Raw genomic sequence first — 15,078 nt, 5'->3', positions numbered from 1 at the left:
ACTAAAACACATACACGAGTCTCACTATTTAAGGCAACACCAGAAATTTCTTTCAGGATGGTGATGTTGCCGCAACGATAAGCTGCCAGTTACTCCCTCATGATCATCTCAATAAAGACCATTATACAAAATGTTTCATTCAGTTGCAATTTCATTTTCTGAAAAAAGAACAGAAATGATTAAATACTGTCTCGCTTAGGCAATGATTGATCCGTTAGGCATTCCCTTTGGAGCTTCAACAATTTTTAATCGTCCTTCGGTATCTTCCGCGGAAAGGATCATCCCTTGACTGATTTGCCCCCGCATCTTACGTGGTTTCAGATTCGCTACGATTACGACTTTCTTACCAATCAAATCTTGCGGCTCTGGATAAAACTCAGCGATTCCTGACAAGATTTGTCGATCTTGATCATCACCCGCAGCTAAGCGAAATTGAAGCAGTTTATCTGCTCCTTTGACTTTTTGACAGTCGATCACTTCAGCTACTTTCAATTCGATCTTGTCGAAATCATCGTATTTGATCTCTGTTTTTTCAGAAGCAAGAACCGTTTCTTCTGGGTTCCATTTGACTGTTTCAGCAGTGCTTTGCGTTCCTTCCGCCATTTTCTTCTGGATGTAAGCGACTTCCGTCTCTAATTCCAAACGAGGGAAGATTGGCGTTCCTTTAGCCACTACTTTGGTATCACTAGGAAATTCACCGAACCGCAAGTCTTTCAAGTCCATGGCTTCTGAAGTTAAGCCTAACTGATGGAAAATATTTGCCGGTGTTTCGGTCATGATCGGTTGCAGCAAGATTGCTACGATTCGCAAGCTTTCTGCAAGATGGACCATCACACTGTCTAATTCTGCTTTTTTCTCAGGATCTTTGGCCAATACCCACGGTTGTGTTTCATCGATGTATTTGTTGGCACGAGAGATCAACGTCCATACTTCCGACAATGCAGTACTGAATTCCATCTTGTCCATTGCTTCATGGTAGCGACCTACGACGTTGGCTGCGGTTGTCGACAACTCACTATCGTAAGGAGTTACTTTTGAGGCATATTTAGGAACGATTCCTTCACAATACTTATTGATCATAGCGATAGTGCGGTTTAATAGATTACCCAGGTCATTGGCTAGATCATAGTTTACCCGAGAAACAAAGTCTTCTGGTGTAAAAACGCCGTCACTGCCAAAAGGCACTGCCCGCAGCAAGTAGTAGCGCAAAGCATCCAAGCTATAGCGCTCAACAAGCATCTCTGGATAAACGACATTGCCTTTAGATTTCGACATTTTGCCGTCTTTCATCATCAGCCAACCATGACCGAAGATTTTTTTAGGCAATGGCAAATCTAATGCCATCAGCATGATTGGCCAATAGATCGTATGGAAACGAACGATTTCTTTCCCAACCATATGAACATCTGCCGGCCAGTATTTTTGGAACAATGAATCGTCATCGGAACCATAGCCTAGTGCTGTAATATAGTTTGATAAAGCATCGATCCAAACATAGACCACATGTTCAGGACTCGCCGTTACTGGAATCCCCCACTTGAAAGTTGTTCTGGAGACAGCTAAATCTTCTAAACCTGGCTTGATGAAATTATTGATCATTTCATTCTTACGGGATTCAGGTTGGATAAATTCTGGGTGCTCATCATAATATTGCACCAGACGATCTGCATACTTGCTCATGCGGAAGAAGTACGAAGACTCTTTTACTAATTCTACTTCGTGGCCGCTTGGTGCTTTCCCACCGATCACATGTCCTTCTTCATCACGATAAACTTCTGCCAATTGCGTTTCTGTGAAGTATTCTTCATCAGAGACAGAGTACCAGCCTTCATACTCGCCAAGATAAATATCTCCTTGGTCCAATAATTGTTGAAAGATTTTTTGGACTGCCTTTTTGTGATAGTCGTCCGTTGTCCGGATAAATTTATCGTAGCTGATGTCCAATGTTTTCCACAATTTTTTGACATCGGCAGCCATTTTATCTACATATTCTTGTGGATCAACACCTAGTTCTTCCGCTTTTTTTTCGATTTTTTGCCCGTGTTCATCAACACCAGTCAAATAAAACACATCAAAGCCCATTAGACGTTTATAACGTGCTACTGCGTCGCAAGCTATCGTTGTATAAGAATTTCCGATATGCAATTTGCCGCTTGGATAATAGATTGGCGTCGTAATATAAAATGTTTCTTTTTCAGCCATGGGCGTACGTCCTCCTTTTCACCTGTAAAGTGTATACTAAGGTAGTATACCATAATTTTCTGTGAGTTTTTCCTTTTTTCTTTTGCCCAAATTGATGAGATGATTTTACTATCAGCTCCTTTTGGTTTATGAGCTGTTTTTTTGCTATAATAGGAATGAACGTTTGAAAGAGAGGGTTTTTCGCTTGAAAAAACAACAACAGCGCTTCATGATCTTAGCTGTTTTAACGATCATCCATTTGATTTTTTCTAGTTTTTATTTGTATTTTTACGGCTATTTCAATGGGCAAAATCTAGCTAGCTTCTTTGTGGTCATCACATCATTGCTTCGTTATGGGTTCCTGCTATGGATCGCTGTGTGGGGATATTTAGCCATGAAGCACACACAAAAAGCGGCATTCTTCTATTTAGCACTCTTTTTTATCAATTTGATTTTTCCCTATTTTTTTAACTAATCCATCATCATTATTATTTCATCATATCAGGAGTAGGAGACAGGAATGAAAGAATTCACCTCAAAAACAGCAGAAAAAGAGTATTATGAAAAAGAAGCTTCTGAAGCAGAATTTTTAACTTGGTATCGCAGTCAGGACCAGCCAAAATATGAGAAGCCTTCTGTGACAGTCGATATGGTCTTGATGTGTTACAACAAAGAAGAAGAAGAACTGAAGATTGCACTGATTCAGCGAAAAGGGCATCCCTTTCGAAATTCTTGGGCTTTACCGGGTGGTTTCGTCAATCCGAATGAGTCAACTGGTCAAAGTGTCATTCGCGAGACGCAAGAAGAGATCGGCGTAACCATCTCAAAGCAAAACATCGAACAACTCCATACCTTCAGCACACCAGGGCGAGACCCGCGGGGCTGGGTCATTACGGTCAGTTATCTCGCTTTTATCGGCGAAGAACCTTTGAGCGCTGGGGATGATGCCAATCAAGTCCGCTGGTTTTCATTAGAGAGAAAGGCGAACCAAATCTTTTTATCTAGTGGCGATGTTGAGATTATCTTGGACCTAGTCTCGGGACAATCTGTCGGTAAGGATACATTGGCTTTTGACCATAGCGCGATTATTTTGAAAGCATTTGAACGAGTGGCAAACAAAATGGAACACGAACCACAAGTACTGCTGGTTCTCGGCGAAAACTTCACGATCACTGAAGCACGTAAAGTCTTCGCTAAATTTTTGGGGATCGATTTTAAATTGATTGACCATTCAAATTTCAAAAAAGCCATGCTTCAATATTTCACGGAAATCGGTGAAAAGCCCGTCGGTATTGGACGACCTTCGAAAATCTATGAATTGAATGCTGATGTGCTTGGCGACAAAATGTAGGCCGTGCAAAGAGGCTGCAACACAAGCAAACAAGAACCGAAACGATAGACGAATCACTTTCAGCTGAGCATAAAGCCAGCGTCTGTGGGTTTGTGTATCGTTTGGGTATTTTTTGTTTTGCCTGACGTCACAGCCTCTTCGCTGGTTAATCATAATTAGTGAGCAGAATTCCTAGAAACAAAAATCCAAAGATTTTTTCTATCCCCTAGGCGATCCCTGGCGCTCCTCCCAGTTCGTTTCACTTTCGATTACACGCAACATTTGCGTCATTTTTTGACACTCTTTGGCCGACAAAGAAATAAATCGGACTTCTTTGCCGTACCACTCTGCTTTGTACGTGATTTTACGAATAAACTGATGCCAGTCGCTGACTGAAAAATTCCCTGTAGATCTACAAGTCTCATCGATCAGCCGTTCCAAAAAAATCGTATCGTATTGTTTGACCAGATGAAAGGTTACTTGATCGATGTATTCTTTTTTTTGATCACGATGCGCTCGATATAGCTGAGAAACTTTTCCTTTTTGTTTTTGATAATTACGAGCATGACTAAGCACCATTTTTTTTCGTTTGACAGCTTTTGCTTTCACATTTAGTTTTCGTTCTGCACGGGCCAGCCTTTGTTGAGATTTGATGGCATTGGTACTGATAAAGGGTAACTGTGCATTGGCCTCTACCAACACTTCTGGATGATAAACCAAGGCAATCTTTCGTTGGTTCTTCGGCAAGGGCTGAATTTCTTCGATGCAAAGAATCGAAATATAAAATTCAGTATTGTTTCTTGCAGAAATCGTCGCCGATTTAATCTGACCATTGATTGGCCGATGACGCTTGACTGCAACGAATGATTTCAATTTAGGCAATTTCAACTGATCATCGACCAAGTAGATCGTATGTTGTTGATTGTTTGTCGTATACGATTGCCAAATATTCTTTTTCGTCTTCAGTTTAGGAAAGCCTGCTCGCTTTTGAAAATAGTTGCGAAAAGCCCGTTCCAAATTGCGCTGGGCGTTGGCCAGTGCCAAACTGTCGGTCTCTTTTAAAAAAGGATACTCTTTTTTTAATTTTGCAGGTGTTAGTTTTTCTTTTTCTGCATTTGTAGTAAGTTCTTCCATCTTTGCTTTTAGCAATTGATTATAGGTGAAGCGTACGCAACCAAACGTTTGGATAAAGAACTGCTTTTGTTCCTCTGTAGGATAGATCCGAAATTTGTATGCTTTTAAAACACTCAGTTTCATCTCCTCCTAAACAGGTCTACCCCTTTTTTTGTGCCAATTTTTTCTGATACTGTGCTGCTTCTTCTTTCGTAGCATAAATAAAATGCCCCTCTGCGATTTCTTCCATGGCACGAGGCTTGTCATCTGTTGGTTCGCTGACGTATTTGATGCGCTTCCGTTCTCGTTCATGATCTGGGTCTGGCAGTGGAATCGCCGACAAGAGACTCTCTGTGTACGGATGGACCCCATAATGATAGATTTCATCACTAGAACCTACTTCCAAAAGTTTACCATTATGCATCACACCGATGCGATCGCTGATATGTTTGACCATTGATAGGTCATGGGCAATGAATAGATAAGTCAGCTTATGTTCTTGCTGTAAATCTTGCAGCAAATTGACGATTTGGGCCTGAATCGAAACATCCAGAGCCGAAATCGGTTCATCACAGATGATGAACTTGGGATCTACCGCTAGTGCTCGGGCAATCCCAATCCGTTGCCGCTGTCCTCCGGAAAATTCGTGGGGATAGCGAGTTCCATGACTTGGGTTTAAACCAACAGTTTTCAACAAATCATCTACGCGCTGGTTGCGTTCCTTTTCGTTTTTTGCCAATCCGTTGATATCGATCCCTTCAGCAATGATATCGCGAACTTTCATTCGAGGATTCAATGATGCATACGGATCTTGGAAAACCATTTGTACTTCTCGACGGAAATCAGCTAAATCTTTTTTGCCTTTGATTTTCATGACATCTTGTCCATCAAACAAGATTTCTCCTGCCGTGGGATGATTCAGTCGAATGACCGTTCGACCAGTCGTTGACTTCCCACTACCGGATTCTCCTACTAGTCCAAAGGTTTCTCCTTCATAGATCTGAAAGGAGATATCATCTACAGCCTTGACTTCGTCTTTGCGACCGACATTAAAATATTGTTTTAAGTTCTTTACTTCAAGCAACACTTTCTCCAATGGGTTCTCCTCCTTTATACAGATGCCTGTCTAGTTTTTTCTTGGAATTTTTTCCAACGAATCAAGATTTCATCCGGAGGGGTAACCTTAGGTGCTTGCGGAGCTAAAAGCCACGTAGCTGCTTTATGGGTCGGTGAAACATCAAAGAATGGGGGTTGCTGTTCGGCATCGATCTGCAAAGCAAACTCATTTCTAGGATAAAAAGCATCCCCAGTCGGCGGATCCAACAAATCTGGTGGTGAGCCAGGAATCGCATACAGACGATCCCCCGTCCCCTCCAAGGTAGGCATGGAACCTAACAGCCCCCAAGTGTAAGGATGCTGTGGATTATAGAATATTTCTTCTGCTGTTCCCACCTCTACGATTTTGCCGCCATACATGACGGCTACCCGATCTGCCACATTTGCTACTACTCCTAAATCATGGGTAATAAAAATGATCGATGAATTGATTTTTTGTTGGATATCTTTCAACAACTCAAGGATTTGGGCTTGAATCGTTACATCCAGTGCCGTAGTCGGCTCATCAGCAATCAGGATCTGTGGATAACAGATTAATGCGATGGCAATGACGATCCGTTGCCGTTGTCCCCCTGAAAATTGATGCGGATAATTTTTCAAACGCTTCTCAGCATTCGGAATCCCTACCAGATTCAAAAGATCCAAGGCTTGTCGGAGTCCTTCTTTTTTACTAAGTTTGTTATGTTTCATCAAAGATTCGGCCACTTGTTTGCCGATGGGCATCGTCGGGTCCAGAGAAGTCATGGGATCTTGGAAGATCATCGCAATTTCTTTTCCGCGAATCTTTTGTAGTTCTTTCTCAGATTTCTTGAGAATATCCGTTCCATTGAATAGGATCTCTCCATTATCTATATTGGCGTTACTAGCTAATAATCCCATGATACTGCGGGTAGTTACTGATTTCCCACTACCGGATTCGCCAACGATCGCTAGTGTTTCGCCTTTGTATAGTTCGAAACTGACATCGCGGATCGCTTGGACTTTCCCTGCAAAGGTATCAAAGGAGATCTCTAAATTTTTCACTTCTAACACTTTTTCCATAGCAATCACTCTTTCATTTTCGGATCGAAGGCATCACGGAGTCCATCAGCAAGTAAGTTGAATCCGATCATAATGACCGACAACGTAACCGCCGGCACCCACATTTGGTAAGGCAAGAATAAAAAGGTCTTGTACCCGTCGCTCAGTAACATCCCTAGCGATGCTGAAGGCGGCTTTAAGCCCAAACCGATAAAACTTAGAAAAGCCTCGAAGAAAATCGCTGATGGGATACTGAACATCATTTGGACAATAATCACACTCGAAATATTCGGCAAGATATGCTTCATCGCAATCTTCATACGGCTCTCACCTAATGTCGTAGCAGCTAGCACAAACTCTTGATCTTTTAATTTCATTGTTTGCGCGCGAACAATCCGAGCCATTGGAATCCAGTTGGTGATAGCCATCGCAGCTACGATCGAAAAGATTCCTGGTTTGAAGACGACCAGCATCAAAATCATCACCACTAGATTCGGAATCCCAGAAAGGATCTCTAAGAAACGTTGCATGATATTATCCACTCGTCCCCCTAATAAACCGGAAATCAATCCATAGGTCACGCCAAAGATGATATCTAGCAAAGCGGCAATAAAAGCAATCAATAGCGAGATTCTCGTTCCGACAAATAAACGGCTCAACAGATCCCGTCCTAGTCCGTCGGTTCCTAGTAGATAGTAAGTGCCTTCTGGAACATTGGCAGCAGCATATTTATCAACCAATTCACCACCAACCATTGCATACCCATTTAATCCTGGGAGATTGAGTCCGGGAATTTTGGGAGGCAGATTCGTGAACTTCACGTTTTGCGCAGTAGGGTCATGGGGAGAAACAAAGATCGTAATAATCGAGATTGCAATAATGATCAGCAATAGTACGATCGAAAATACAGCTGCTTTGTTTTTCTTCAGACGGCGCCATGAATCTTGGAAAAAGGTCAGCGATGGCGCAGCAATTGCTTCTCGTTCTTCTTTGGTATTTTTTTGTAACGGCTGAAATTTGGCTGCATCAATGGCAGCTACTTGATTGATTGTTTTCTCTTCCATTAGCCACGGCTCCCTTCTGACACACGGATACGCGGATCAACGATACCATACAAAATATCTACCACTAAAATCACAAATACTAACATGGCAGAGTACAAAATCGTGACTGCCATGATTGTTGGATAATCATTTGTCATGATTGATTTTACGAATTGTTCGCCAATCCCCGGAATCGCAAAAATATTCTCAACAACCAATGAACCCGTCATCAATCCAACGGCTAAAGGTCCTAACAAGGTAAGCAGCGGGATCAAACTGTTCCGCAAACCATGCTTGAAGGCGATCTCCCAGCGGCTCAGCCCTTTGGCACGAGCCAACTCAACGTAATCACTGTGGAGCACCTCGACCATCTCGGTTCGAATAAAGCGGGCAGAGTCTGCCAGTGGCGACATGGCTAATGCGATCGTTGGCAAAATCGTGCTTGCAAAAGTTTCCCATTTGGCGATTGGCAAGACACCTAATTTGATGGCAAAAATGTATTGCAGCAAAACGGCAAAGACAAAGTTCGGAATCGAACGTCCCAAGATCGCTACTAGCGTTGACGTCGTATCAATCCATGTATTTTGTTTCATAGCGGAGATCGTCCCTAAAATGATACCGAAAAAAGTCCCAAAAATAATTGCCTGCAGCCCCAATTGTAAAGAAGGACCAATCCGACCAGATAATAGATTCGCTACCGGTTGATTTTTGAATTGGAATGAAATCCCAAAGTCGCCTTTAACTAAATTCGTCAAATACAGCCCATATTGAGTAATCATCGGTTTATCTAAACCTGCTTGTTCATTCAATAAGGCAATCTGTTCGGGACTCAGTTTTTCTGCATTGGTATAAGGTGTTCCTGGTAAAAATTGCATTAAGAAAAATGTGATCGTGGCAATCAACCATAAGGTCAATACCATATAGAATATCCGTTTCAATAAATATTTCAAAAAACCGTTCACGCGTCTTCCCCCTAGGTATTTTGACTTCTTATCAATAATTATGTAAATTAAGTAGTACGAATCATTAAAAAGGAGTCAACTTATGCGGATAAAAAAAAGTAGTGGGCTGATCGCCCTCATATGTACCCTTATTTCCATTAGCTGGTTGTTTTTCAAAAAGGAATTGACCCTGTCAACTATCTCGGATGCACTATTTCTTTGGGCTTTATTCTTCTTGATCATCGGCGGTTTTCTTTGGGTCTTTGCCTCTGGGTTCTTTGATCATTTCCAATATTCAATGAAAAAAGCTTTTTCCAAAAATAAAACCGATTACCTTAAACTCTCCGATGTTGGTAAACAAAGCTACGGCTTTTGGCTATGGCCAGGAATTTTTTTACTGCTACTTTCTTTGCTCTTTTTATTAATCAATACTCTTTAATTTAGTAACCTATCGTTTCGTGTCTTTTGTCGACTGCCTTTCTGCTTTAGAAAAAAAAGCCGGCTGAGACTGTATTCAAGAGAAGATTTCCATACGTGACAAATAGTGAAGCACTTGGCATTTTGGAGAAGCAGCAGCTTCTCCATTTTTGTTATGCCTGTTATTCCAGCTATTCATCGATAATCGTCATCTTGTATCCAGTTACTGTCCCAGCCGCTAGGCATTCAAGTGGTTATTCAATCGATGTCCACTTGTAATCGTATTGTGCGCCTGCTGCATGAGCAACGACACCTTTTACATTTGGTGCACGTAAATGAGCTTCTGCTTTTTGGTAAACTGGGATTACTCCTTGTTCACTCATGATTAGTTTTTCCGCATTGACTAAATCTTCCCAACGCTTTTCTGGGTCATTGACGTTAGTCGTACTTGCAGATTTAATCAAGGCATCATACTCTTCATTGCTCCATTGACCACGGTTATATGAGTTGCCAGTCGTGAATAAGTCTGTAAAACTGCTAGCATCTGCATAGTCAGCTCCCCAACCACCCATCAACATATCAAAGTCTCCAGCGTTGGAACGATCCAAACGAACAGAGAATGGTACGGGGCTTAACGTTACTGTTAAACCATCCAATGTTTTTTGCAATGTATCTTGTACATATTCAATGATTTTCTTCGTAGAATCTGTATCAGAGGCTAAGATATCAAATTCAAGAGAATCGATTCCCAATTCTTCTTTAGCTTTTTCCCAATGCTCTTTGGCTTTGGCCTCATCATATTCTAAAACACTGCCTGCTGATTTAGTAAAATCAGTATTGTCGGATGGGCTAAAGGTCATGCCTTCTGGTACTAGACCTGTCGAAGCAATTGAGCCGTCCCCTAAAATCGATGTCACTAAAGCGTCACGATCAATGGCATACGAAATTGCTTTACGTAAATTTTCATTGCGGAATGGTGATTTTTCATCGCGTTGATTGACTTCAAAATAATAGGTCGTTGCTTCTGGTTGAGAGACAAACGCTTCATCATTGGCCATTTGCTGTGCAAGTTCCCCTGTAAGAATGACATCATCAGCTTGACCATCTTGGAACAAGTTCAATGCAGTCGCTGATTCTTTAACAACACTCACATTGATAGTTTCTAATTTCACTGTATCTTTATCCCAATACTGATCATTCTTTTCGTATGCCCATTCGGTATCGGTTCCTGGTCCATCAAATCCGGTAAGAACAAAAGGTCCATTATAAACGGCATTGTCGCTCGTTGCCGCATATTGATCCCCGTGTTCTTCAACAACCGCTTGACTTTGCGGAAAGAAAGATGGGAATGCCAGCAAATAGTCAAAGTAAGGAGTGGCCTTTTCTAATGTGATCTCTAACTCATGATCGCCAACTGCTTTGATTCCTAATTCAGACGGATCTTTCTCTCCGGCTGTGATAGCTTCCGCATTTTTTACTGGTGCGTACAAGTAGGCATACTCTGAAGCCGTCTCAGGCTTGACTGTTCGTTGCCAACCATAGACATAATCAGCTGCTGTTACAGGTTCGCCATTTGACCATTTTGCGTCATCACGCAATTTGATCTTATAAGTCAATCCATCTTCACTGACTTCTGCTTCTTCTGCTGCTCCAGCTGGCTGCGGTTTGCTGTCAGCGTCTAAGCGGTACAACCCCTCATATACATTATTTAGCGCACTGAAACTGATTGTATCTGTCGCAAGGGACAAATCGGCACTTGGCATTTCTTGTTGAACCACAACATTGAATACCTGTTCCGCATTGCTTTCGCTGCTGGCAGCTGATCCGCTGCTTGAATTATTTGAACCACCTGTGGTACAGCCTGCTAAAACTAAGCCGCACACAGCAACCAATCCATATGCCCATTTATTTTTCATCCTGAACTACTCCTTAATTGATTTAATTTTCAGAATAATCGCTCTTTTCTGAAGTTAGATTAGATTTTAATTAATAATTATTAAAAAAGCAATCTTTTTTTACAATTTTTAGCATTAAAAAACACGATAAAAGACAATAACTTTGAAGAATTTCTACTAAATATTACTAGAAAACTAATAAATATGCTACTTTCATCTTCTTCTCATTTTTATTTTAAAGACCATTTTTTCTTTTAAAAAAAACAAAAAGAGTTGTGTCATAAGTTACAAAAAACAAGCATATATCCGAACAATCAATGAAAGACACTCACTTTACAGCCGTGTCTTGTCGCTAATCTTGATGATTCTTGCGACCTTCATTTTTGATCATTCGGATATCATTTGTTTCAACTTATGTTCCAACTCTTGACTAGTTTTAAGAAACATCTTGGCCACTATAACTGTCTGTGTCCGTTTTGACAAGCAATGTTCAACTAGAAGACTTAAGAAACTAGCCATTCTCCGCCAGCAGCAACAACTTCGTCTCGCAAAAAGGCAGTCAAACGCTCACCTATTTGTTCATCTGGATGTCGGGGATCAACTAAGCTGATCTCTTGCTGCCAGATAGTGTCGCTTTTTTGGAAGGCACTCACAAAGCCGACCAATTGCTCTCCTTCAATAGCTGCAATGACAACTTTATTCGGCTGCAGTAATTCTTCTGCTGTCCGCTGCTCTTTTTGATAGGTAGACGGATAAATTAGAACGGCTAAGTCGATCAGCTGATCACGTAAAATATAATTCTCTCTATCAAATTCAGTAATGATCATGATTTGCCCCCTTCGCATTTCGCGTGTTCCACTAGATGAATTCTATCAATAAATCGATAAAAAGACGAATAAATGACTTTCCGCGCTTCATACTTGCTCGTTACTTGAAATAAATAAGATCAGACAACATCGGCCTATTCTCGCAAGCAACCTATCCTCTTACAAGTTATATTCCTAGTTGTCTGATCTATCTATCGTTAAATCAATTCGTTTTAATTGACAATCTGTTCGTGCCGCTTAATGAATGGCGCCCCCGATTGCTTTGATGTCTTCTTTTCCTTGATAATCGACAATCGCACCGATTGCCGCTTCCAATCCTTTCGCAATATCTTGTAAGCTCATAGCCGGTTGACCAGGCTTGTCAACAACTTGCTCCGGAACGAATGGGACATGAATGAAGCCCCCTTTAAGCGTTGGGTATTTTGTATCGATCATGTATTGTACTTGATACATGATGTGGTTGCAGACAAATGTACCGGCAGTATTTGAAACAACAGCAGGAATCCCGGCTTCTTTCATCGCAGCTACCATTGCTTTGATCGGCAACTGACTGAAATAAGCAGGTTGACCTTGAGGCTGGATGGCTTCATCTACTGGTTGATTACCTTCGTTGTCTGGAATACGTGCATCATCGACATTGATCGCCACTCGCTCAGGTGAAATAGCAAAACGTCCGCCTGCTTGTCCAATATTCAAAACAACATCAGGTTGGATCTCTTCAATTTTAGTTTGTACAACTTCAGCTGATTTGCCGAAAACAGTAGGAATCTCTAATTTAACTATCTTTGCTCCGTTGATTTCTTCTGGTAATAATTTAACAGCTTCCAACGCTGGGTTGATTTCTTCTCCGCCAAATGGATCAAATCCTGTGACTAAACATTTCATATTGATCATCCTTTCTATTCCTTTTTACCACTAAAATGCCCAAAAGTACATCAATCCGATATGGATCACAATTAGCAGCACGGCAATCGGTGCTTGGGTTTTGATTACTGCATTCGAATTTTTCATCTCGAGTAATGCGACGGGTAATGCATTGAAATTGGCTGCCATCGGTGTCAACAATGTTCCGCAAAAACCGGCAGTCATCGCCAGTGCTCCTGCTACAACGGGATCTCCCCCTTGAGCGATTACGAATGGGACACCGATTCCGGCAGTAATGACAGTAAATGCCGCAAAGCCATTTCCCATGATCATTGTAAATAAAACCATGCCTAAACAATAGGCAATCACACCAATCAAACGATTGCCTTCGGGTACTACACCTGAAATACCATGGGAGATCACTTCTCCAACACCAGCAGCATTAAAAATCACGCCTAGAGCCGCTAGTAATTGTGGCAAGATACCAGCAGTACCGACTTGTTGGAACATACGATCGGAATCATCCAGCACTGTTTTTGGTTTAGCAGAGGTCAATACCATTGCTAAAATCAACGCCAAAACAGAAGCGATCCCGATCCCAACTTGTCCGCCTAAAGGTGTGTAGGAAATCGCAACTGCGATGACTGCTAGTGAGATACAAGGGATAAAAATCTTACTGCCGATTCTTTCGGCGGCTTGTTCTGCTTTTTGTTCATCGACATCCACGATTTTACCAATTCGAACTTGCTTGAAGAACGTCAATACGCCCATACAAATAATGATGATCCCATCAATGATGTAAGGAATAAAGTTTCCGAAAGCAAAAACGATACCAAGTAAAAGCCAAAATGTTGCTGTACCCAGTCGTGTTGGATGGGTCGCATCTTTAAAGACTCGAACAGCAGTCATGATTGACAAGAGACCGATCAAAATATAAAAGAATTCTAAAATATTATTGATGATTGCTTCCATTTACTTTTCCTCCTTTTCGCCATATTTTTTAGACATTTTGCGATCGAAAGCCAGATTTGAAAGGGTAGCAATGACTAAAACGATCAGCGCGATAGGGATTGAAGCCTGTGCGATTGCACTGGCGGCTACGTCATAACCCAATGATTTTAACGTTCCAGTGATCAATAAAACACCCGAAGCCGCCACAAACGTATTTTGGGCAAAAAAGTTCCCGTAGTTCTCATTAGCTGCCGCCCGAGCTTTGATTTTTTCCTGATCTGCTTCTTCTAGTTCGCCATACTTGTTCTCCGCTGCGGCTTGCGCCATTGGGTTTACGATTGGACGAATAAATTGCGTGTGTCCTTGGATCCGAATCGAGAAGAAACCTGCTAGTTCTCGAATAAACAAATACAAACTTAAAAACTTGCCTGGGGTCAATCCTTTGATTTTTTCAATCAAAACAACGGCCTGTTGTTTCAATCCAAAGCGTTCTGAGATTCCTACCATTGGTAGTGTGAGTAGGAATAAGGTCACGAGACGATTGTCTACAAATGCCTTTCCTAACATTGATAAGAAATCAGTAAAATCTATCCCCGAAACTAATGCGGTTGCTAATCCTGCGATCAGAACAACGGCGATCGTGTCGAGTTTCAGCAAAAAGCCGACAAGAATTACCAAAATACCAATCAATTTGATCCATTCCATGGAATCATCCTTTCATCATGTGTGTTATTTTTATTTCTATCAATTCTTATAGTATAGACGATTTTTCAAGCCATGAGTATCGGAATTTTGAAAAAATCCAGAGAAATCGTTTTCCTTTGTTGTTATCCAAAACAGTTCTTTTCTGAAATAAAAAAATCAGCAAAAGCAGGAACCGCACCCGTCTTTGTCTCAGAGCTGGCCTTTTTCAGCGGTCTGTCAACAAAGAGTGCCGTTCACCTACTTTTCTGATTTTGAAAAAACGGTCTCCTGTACCGTTTTTTGATAAAAGTCTGTTCAATGAGCGACTTTCCCGCCTTCATGGTCAGACTTATTTGTTTCTAGGCAGTGACTTGCTTTTTCATCTGTTTGCTGCGCAACTGACCGCAAGCTGCATCGATATCCGTCCCATGTTCTTTACGAATCACACAGTTGATACCATTTTTCTTCAAGATGTCATAAAATGCTAAAACATCTTCTTTCTTACTGCGAGCATACTGATCATGTTCACTGACAGGGTTGTAAGGAATCAAGTTCACATAAGAAAGCTTGCGTTTATTCTTGAGCAATTCGACCAATTGCCGCGCATGCTCTGGTCGATCATTGACATGATCCAGCATGATGTATTCAAACGTGATTCGCCGATTGTTTTTTTCAAAATAGTAGTCAATAGCTTCC

The 15,078-nt window shown here is 41.4% G+C and carries 14 protein-coding genes and 1 pseudogene; 3 read left to right on the top strand and 12 right to left on the bottom strand.

The window, feature by feature from the left end; genetic code table 11:
- Positions 1-195: 195 nt before the first annotated feature.
- Complete coding sequence (gene metG, locus AB5Z52_RS06545; protein ID WP_003128586.1) at positions 196-2,202, bottom strand: methionine--tRNA ligase; 2,007 nt, start codon at positions 2,200-2,202, stop codon at positions 196-198.
- A 184-nt stretch (positions 2,203-2,386) separates the two neighbouring features.
- Between metG and AB5Z52_RS06540 the strand changes: the two genes are divergently transcribed.
- Entirely contained in the window at positions 2,387-2,656 is a 270-nt protein-coding gene (locus AB5Z52_RS06540; RefSeq protein WP_005472766.1) for a hypothetical protein, read from the top strand.
- A gap of 45 nt (positions 2,657-2,701) precedes the next feature.
- Positions 2,702-3,532, top strand: coding sequence for an NUDIX hydrolase (locus tag AB5Z52_RS06535; protein WP_003128584.1), 831 nt, complete (start codon positions 2,702-2,704; stop codon positions 3,530-3,532).
- 198 nt (positions 3,533-3,730) lie between these two features.
- On the opposite strand, the gene AB5Z52_RS06530 is transcribed toward AB5Z52_RS06535, so the two are convergent.
- The 5 genes from AB5Z52_RS06530 to opp3b are packed head-to-tail and all read right to left on the bottom strand — an operon-like array spanning position 3,731 to position 8,765.
- On the bottom strand, positions 3,731-4,768 hold the full coding sequence (locus AB5Z52_RS06530) for an RNA-guided endonuclease TnpB family protein (RefSeq protein ID WP_003128583.1): 1,038 nt from the start codon (positions 4,766-4,768) through the stop codon (positions 3,731-3,733).
- Between the two features lie 16 nt (positions 4,769-4,784).
- Entirely contained in the window at positions 4,785-5,720 is a 936-nt protein-coding gene (locus AB5Z52_RS06525) for an ABC transporter ATP-binding protein (protein WP_003128581.1), read from the bottom strand.
- A gap of 14 nt (positions 5,721-5,734) precedes the next feature.
- Entirely contained in the window at positions 5,735-6,787 is a 1,053-nt protein-coding gene (locus AB5Z52_RS06520; protein ID WP_029487296.1) for an ABC transporter ATP-binding protein, read from the bottom strand.
- Entirely contained in the window at positions 6,787-7,824 is a 1,038-nt protein-coding gene (gene opp3C, locus AB5Z52_RS06515; RefSeq protein WP_003128579.1) for an oligopeptide ABC transporter permease, read from the bottom strand. The genes AB5Z52_RS06520 and opp3C overlap by 1 nt, the downstream gene beginning before the upstream one ends.
- Positions 7,824-8,765, bottom strand: coding sequence for an oligopeptide ABC transporter permease (gene opp3b / locus AB5Z52_RS06510; RefSeq protein WP_003128578.1), 942 nt, complete (start codon positions 8,763-8,765; stop codon positions 7,824-7,826). Before opp3b ends, opp3C begins: the two co-directional genes overlap by 1 nt.
- A gap of 82 nt (positions 8,766-8,847) precedes the next feature.
- Here opp3b and AB5Z52_RS06505 point away from each other — a divergent pair, with 82 nt between their 5' ends.
- Positions 8,848-9,183: a DUF3899 domain-containing protein gene (locus AB5Z52_RS06505; RefSeq protein ID WP_003128577.1), complete on the top strand. Its 336-nt coding sequence runs from the start codon at positions 8,848-8,850 to the stop codon at positions 9,181-9,183.
- Positions 9,184-9,415: 232 nt separating this feature from the next.
- Here AB5Z52_RS06505 and AB5Z52_RS06500 read toward each other — a convergent pair whose 3' ends face one another.
- From AB5Z52_RS06500 to AB5Z52_RS06475, 6 genes and pseudogenes are all read right to left on the bottom strand, one after another.
- A complete protein-coding gene (locus tag AB5Z52_RS06500) occupies positions 9,416-11,077 on the bottom strand; it encodes a peptide ABC transporter substrate-binding protein (RefSeq protein ID WP_003128576.1) in 1,662 nt (553 codons plus the stop codon).
- A 482-nt stretch (positions 11,078-11,559) separates the two neighbouring features.
- The gene (locus AB5Z52_RS06495; RefSeq protein WP_005472773.1) at positions 11,560-11,883 is read right to left on the bottom strand and encodes a hypothetical protein; all 324 of its coding nucleotides are present in this window, start codon (positions 11,881-11,883) and stop codon (positions 11,560-11,562) included.
- Between the two features lie 237 nt (positions 11,884-12,120).
- Positions 12,121-12,768, bottom strand: coding sequence for a pyroglutamyl-peptidase I (gene pcp, locus AB5Z52_RS06490; RefSeq protein ID WP_003128574.1), 648 nt, complete (start codon positions 12,766-12,768; stop codon positions 12,121-12,123).
- Positions 12,769-12,798: 30 nt separating this feature from the next.
- Entirely contained in the window at positions 12,799-13,719 is a 921-nt protein-coding gene (locus AB5Z52_RS06485) for a DUF979 domain-containing protein (RefSeq protein ID WP_003128573.1), read from the bottom strand.
- Positions 13,720-14,403, bottom strand: coding sequence for a DUF969 domain-containing protein (locus AB5Z52_RS06480; RefSeq protein WP_003128572.1), 684 nt, complete (start codon positions 14,401-14,403; stop codon positions 13,720-13,722).
- 338 nt (positions 14,404-14,741) lie between these two features.
- Positions 14,742-15,078: pseudogene (locus tag AB5Z52_RS06475) on the bottom strand (23S rRNA (adenine(2503)-C(2))-methyltransferase RlmN); the annotation flags it as partial.

The organism is Enterococcus sp. RTP21361st1_A6_RTP21361_211029 (genome assembly GCF_040910045.1).
Lineage (GTDB): Bacteria > Bacillota > Bacilli > Lactobacillales > Enterococcaceae > Enterococcus_D > Enterococcus_D gallinarum.
This window is presented reverse-complemented; position numbering and strand designations above follow the sequence as displayed.

Coding starts and splice junctions, on each gene's coding strand:
- opp3C (WP_003128579.1), bottom strand. CDS start 7,824: ATGGAAGAGAAAACAATCAATCAAGTAGCTGCCATTGATGCAGCCAAA.
- AB5Z52_RS06500 (WP_003128576.1), bottom strand. CDS start 11,077: ATGAAAAATAAATGGGCATATGGATTGGTTGCTGTGTGCGGCTTAGTT.
- AB5Z52_RS06485 (WP_003128573.1), bottom strand. CDS start 13,719: ATGGAAGCAATCATCAATAATATTTTAGAATTCTTTTATATTTTGATC.
- AB5Z52_RS06535 (WP_003128584.1), top strand. CDS start 2,702: ATGAAAGAATTCACCTCAAAAACAGCAGAAAAAGAGTATTATGAAAAA.
- AB5Z52_RS06495 (WP_005472773.1), bottom strand. CDS start 11,883: ATGATCATTACTGAATTTGATAGAGAGAATTATATTTTACGTGATCAG.
- metG (WP_003128586.1), bottom strand. CDS start 2,202: ATGGCTGAAAAAGAAACATTTTATATTACGACGCCAATCTATTATCCA.
- AB5Z52_RS06530 (WP_003128583.1), bottom strand. CDS start 4,768: ATGAAACTGAGTGTTTTAAAAGCATACAAATTTCGGATCTATCCTACA.
- pcp (WP_003128574.1), bottom strand. CDS start 12,768: ATGAAATGTTTAGTCACAGGATTTGATCCATTTGGCGGAGAAGAAATC.
- AB5Z52_RS06480 (WP_003128572.1), bottom strand. CDS start 14,403: ATGGAATGGATCAAATTGATTGGTATTTTGGTAATTCTTGTCGGCTTT.
- AB5Z52_RS06505 (WP_003128577.1), top strand. CDS start 8,848: ATGCGGATAAAAAAAAGTAGTGGGCTGATCGCCCTCATATGTACCCTT.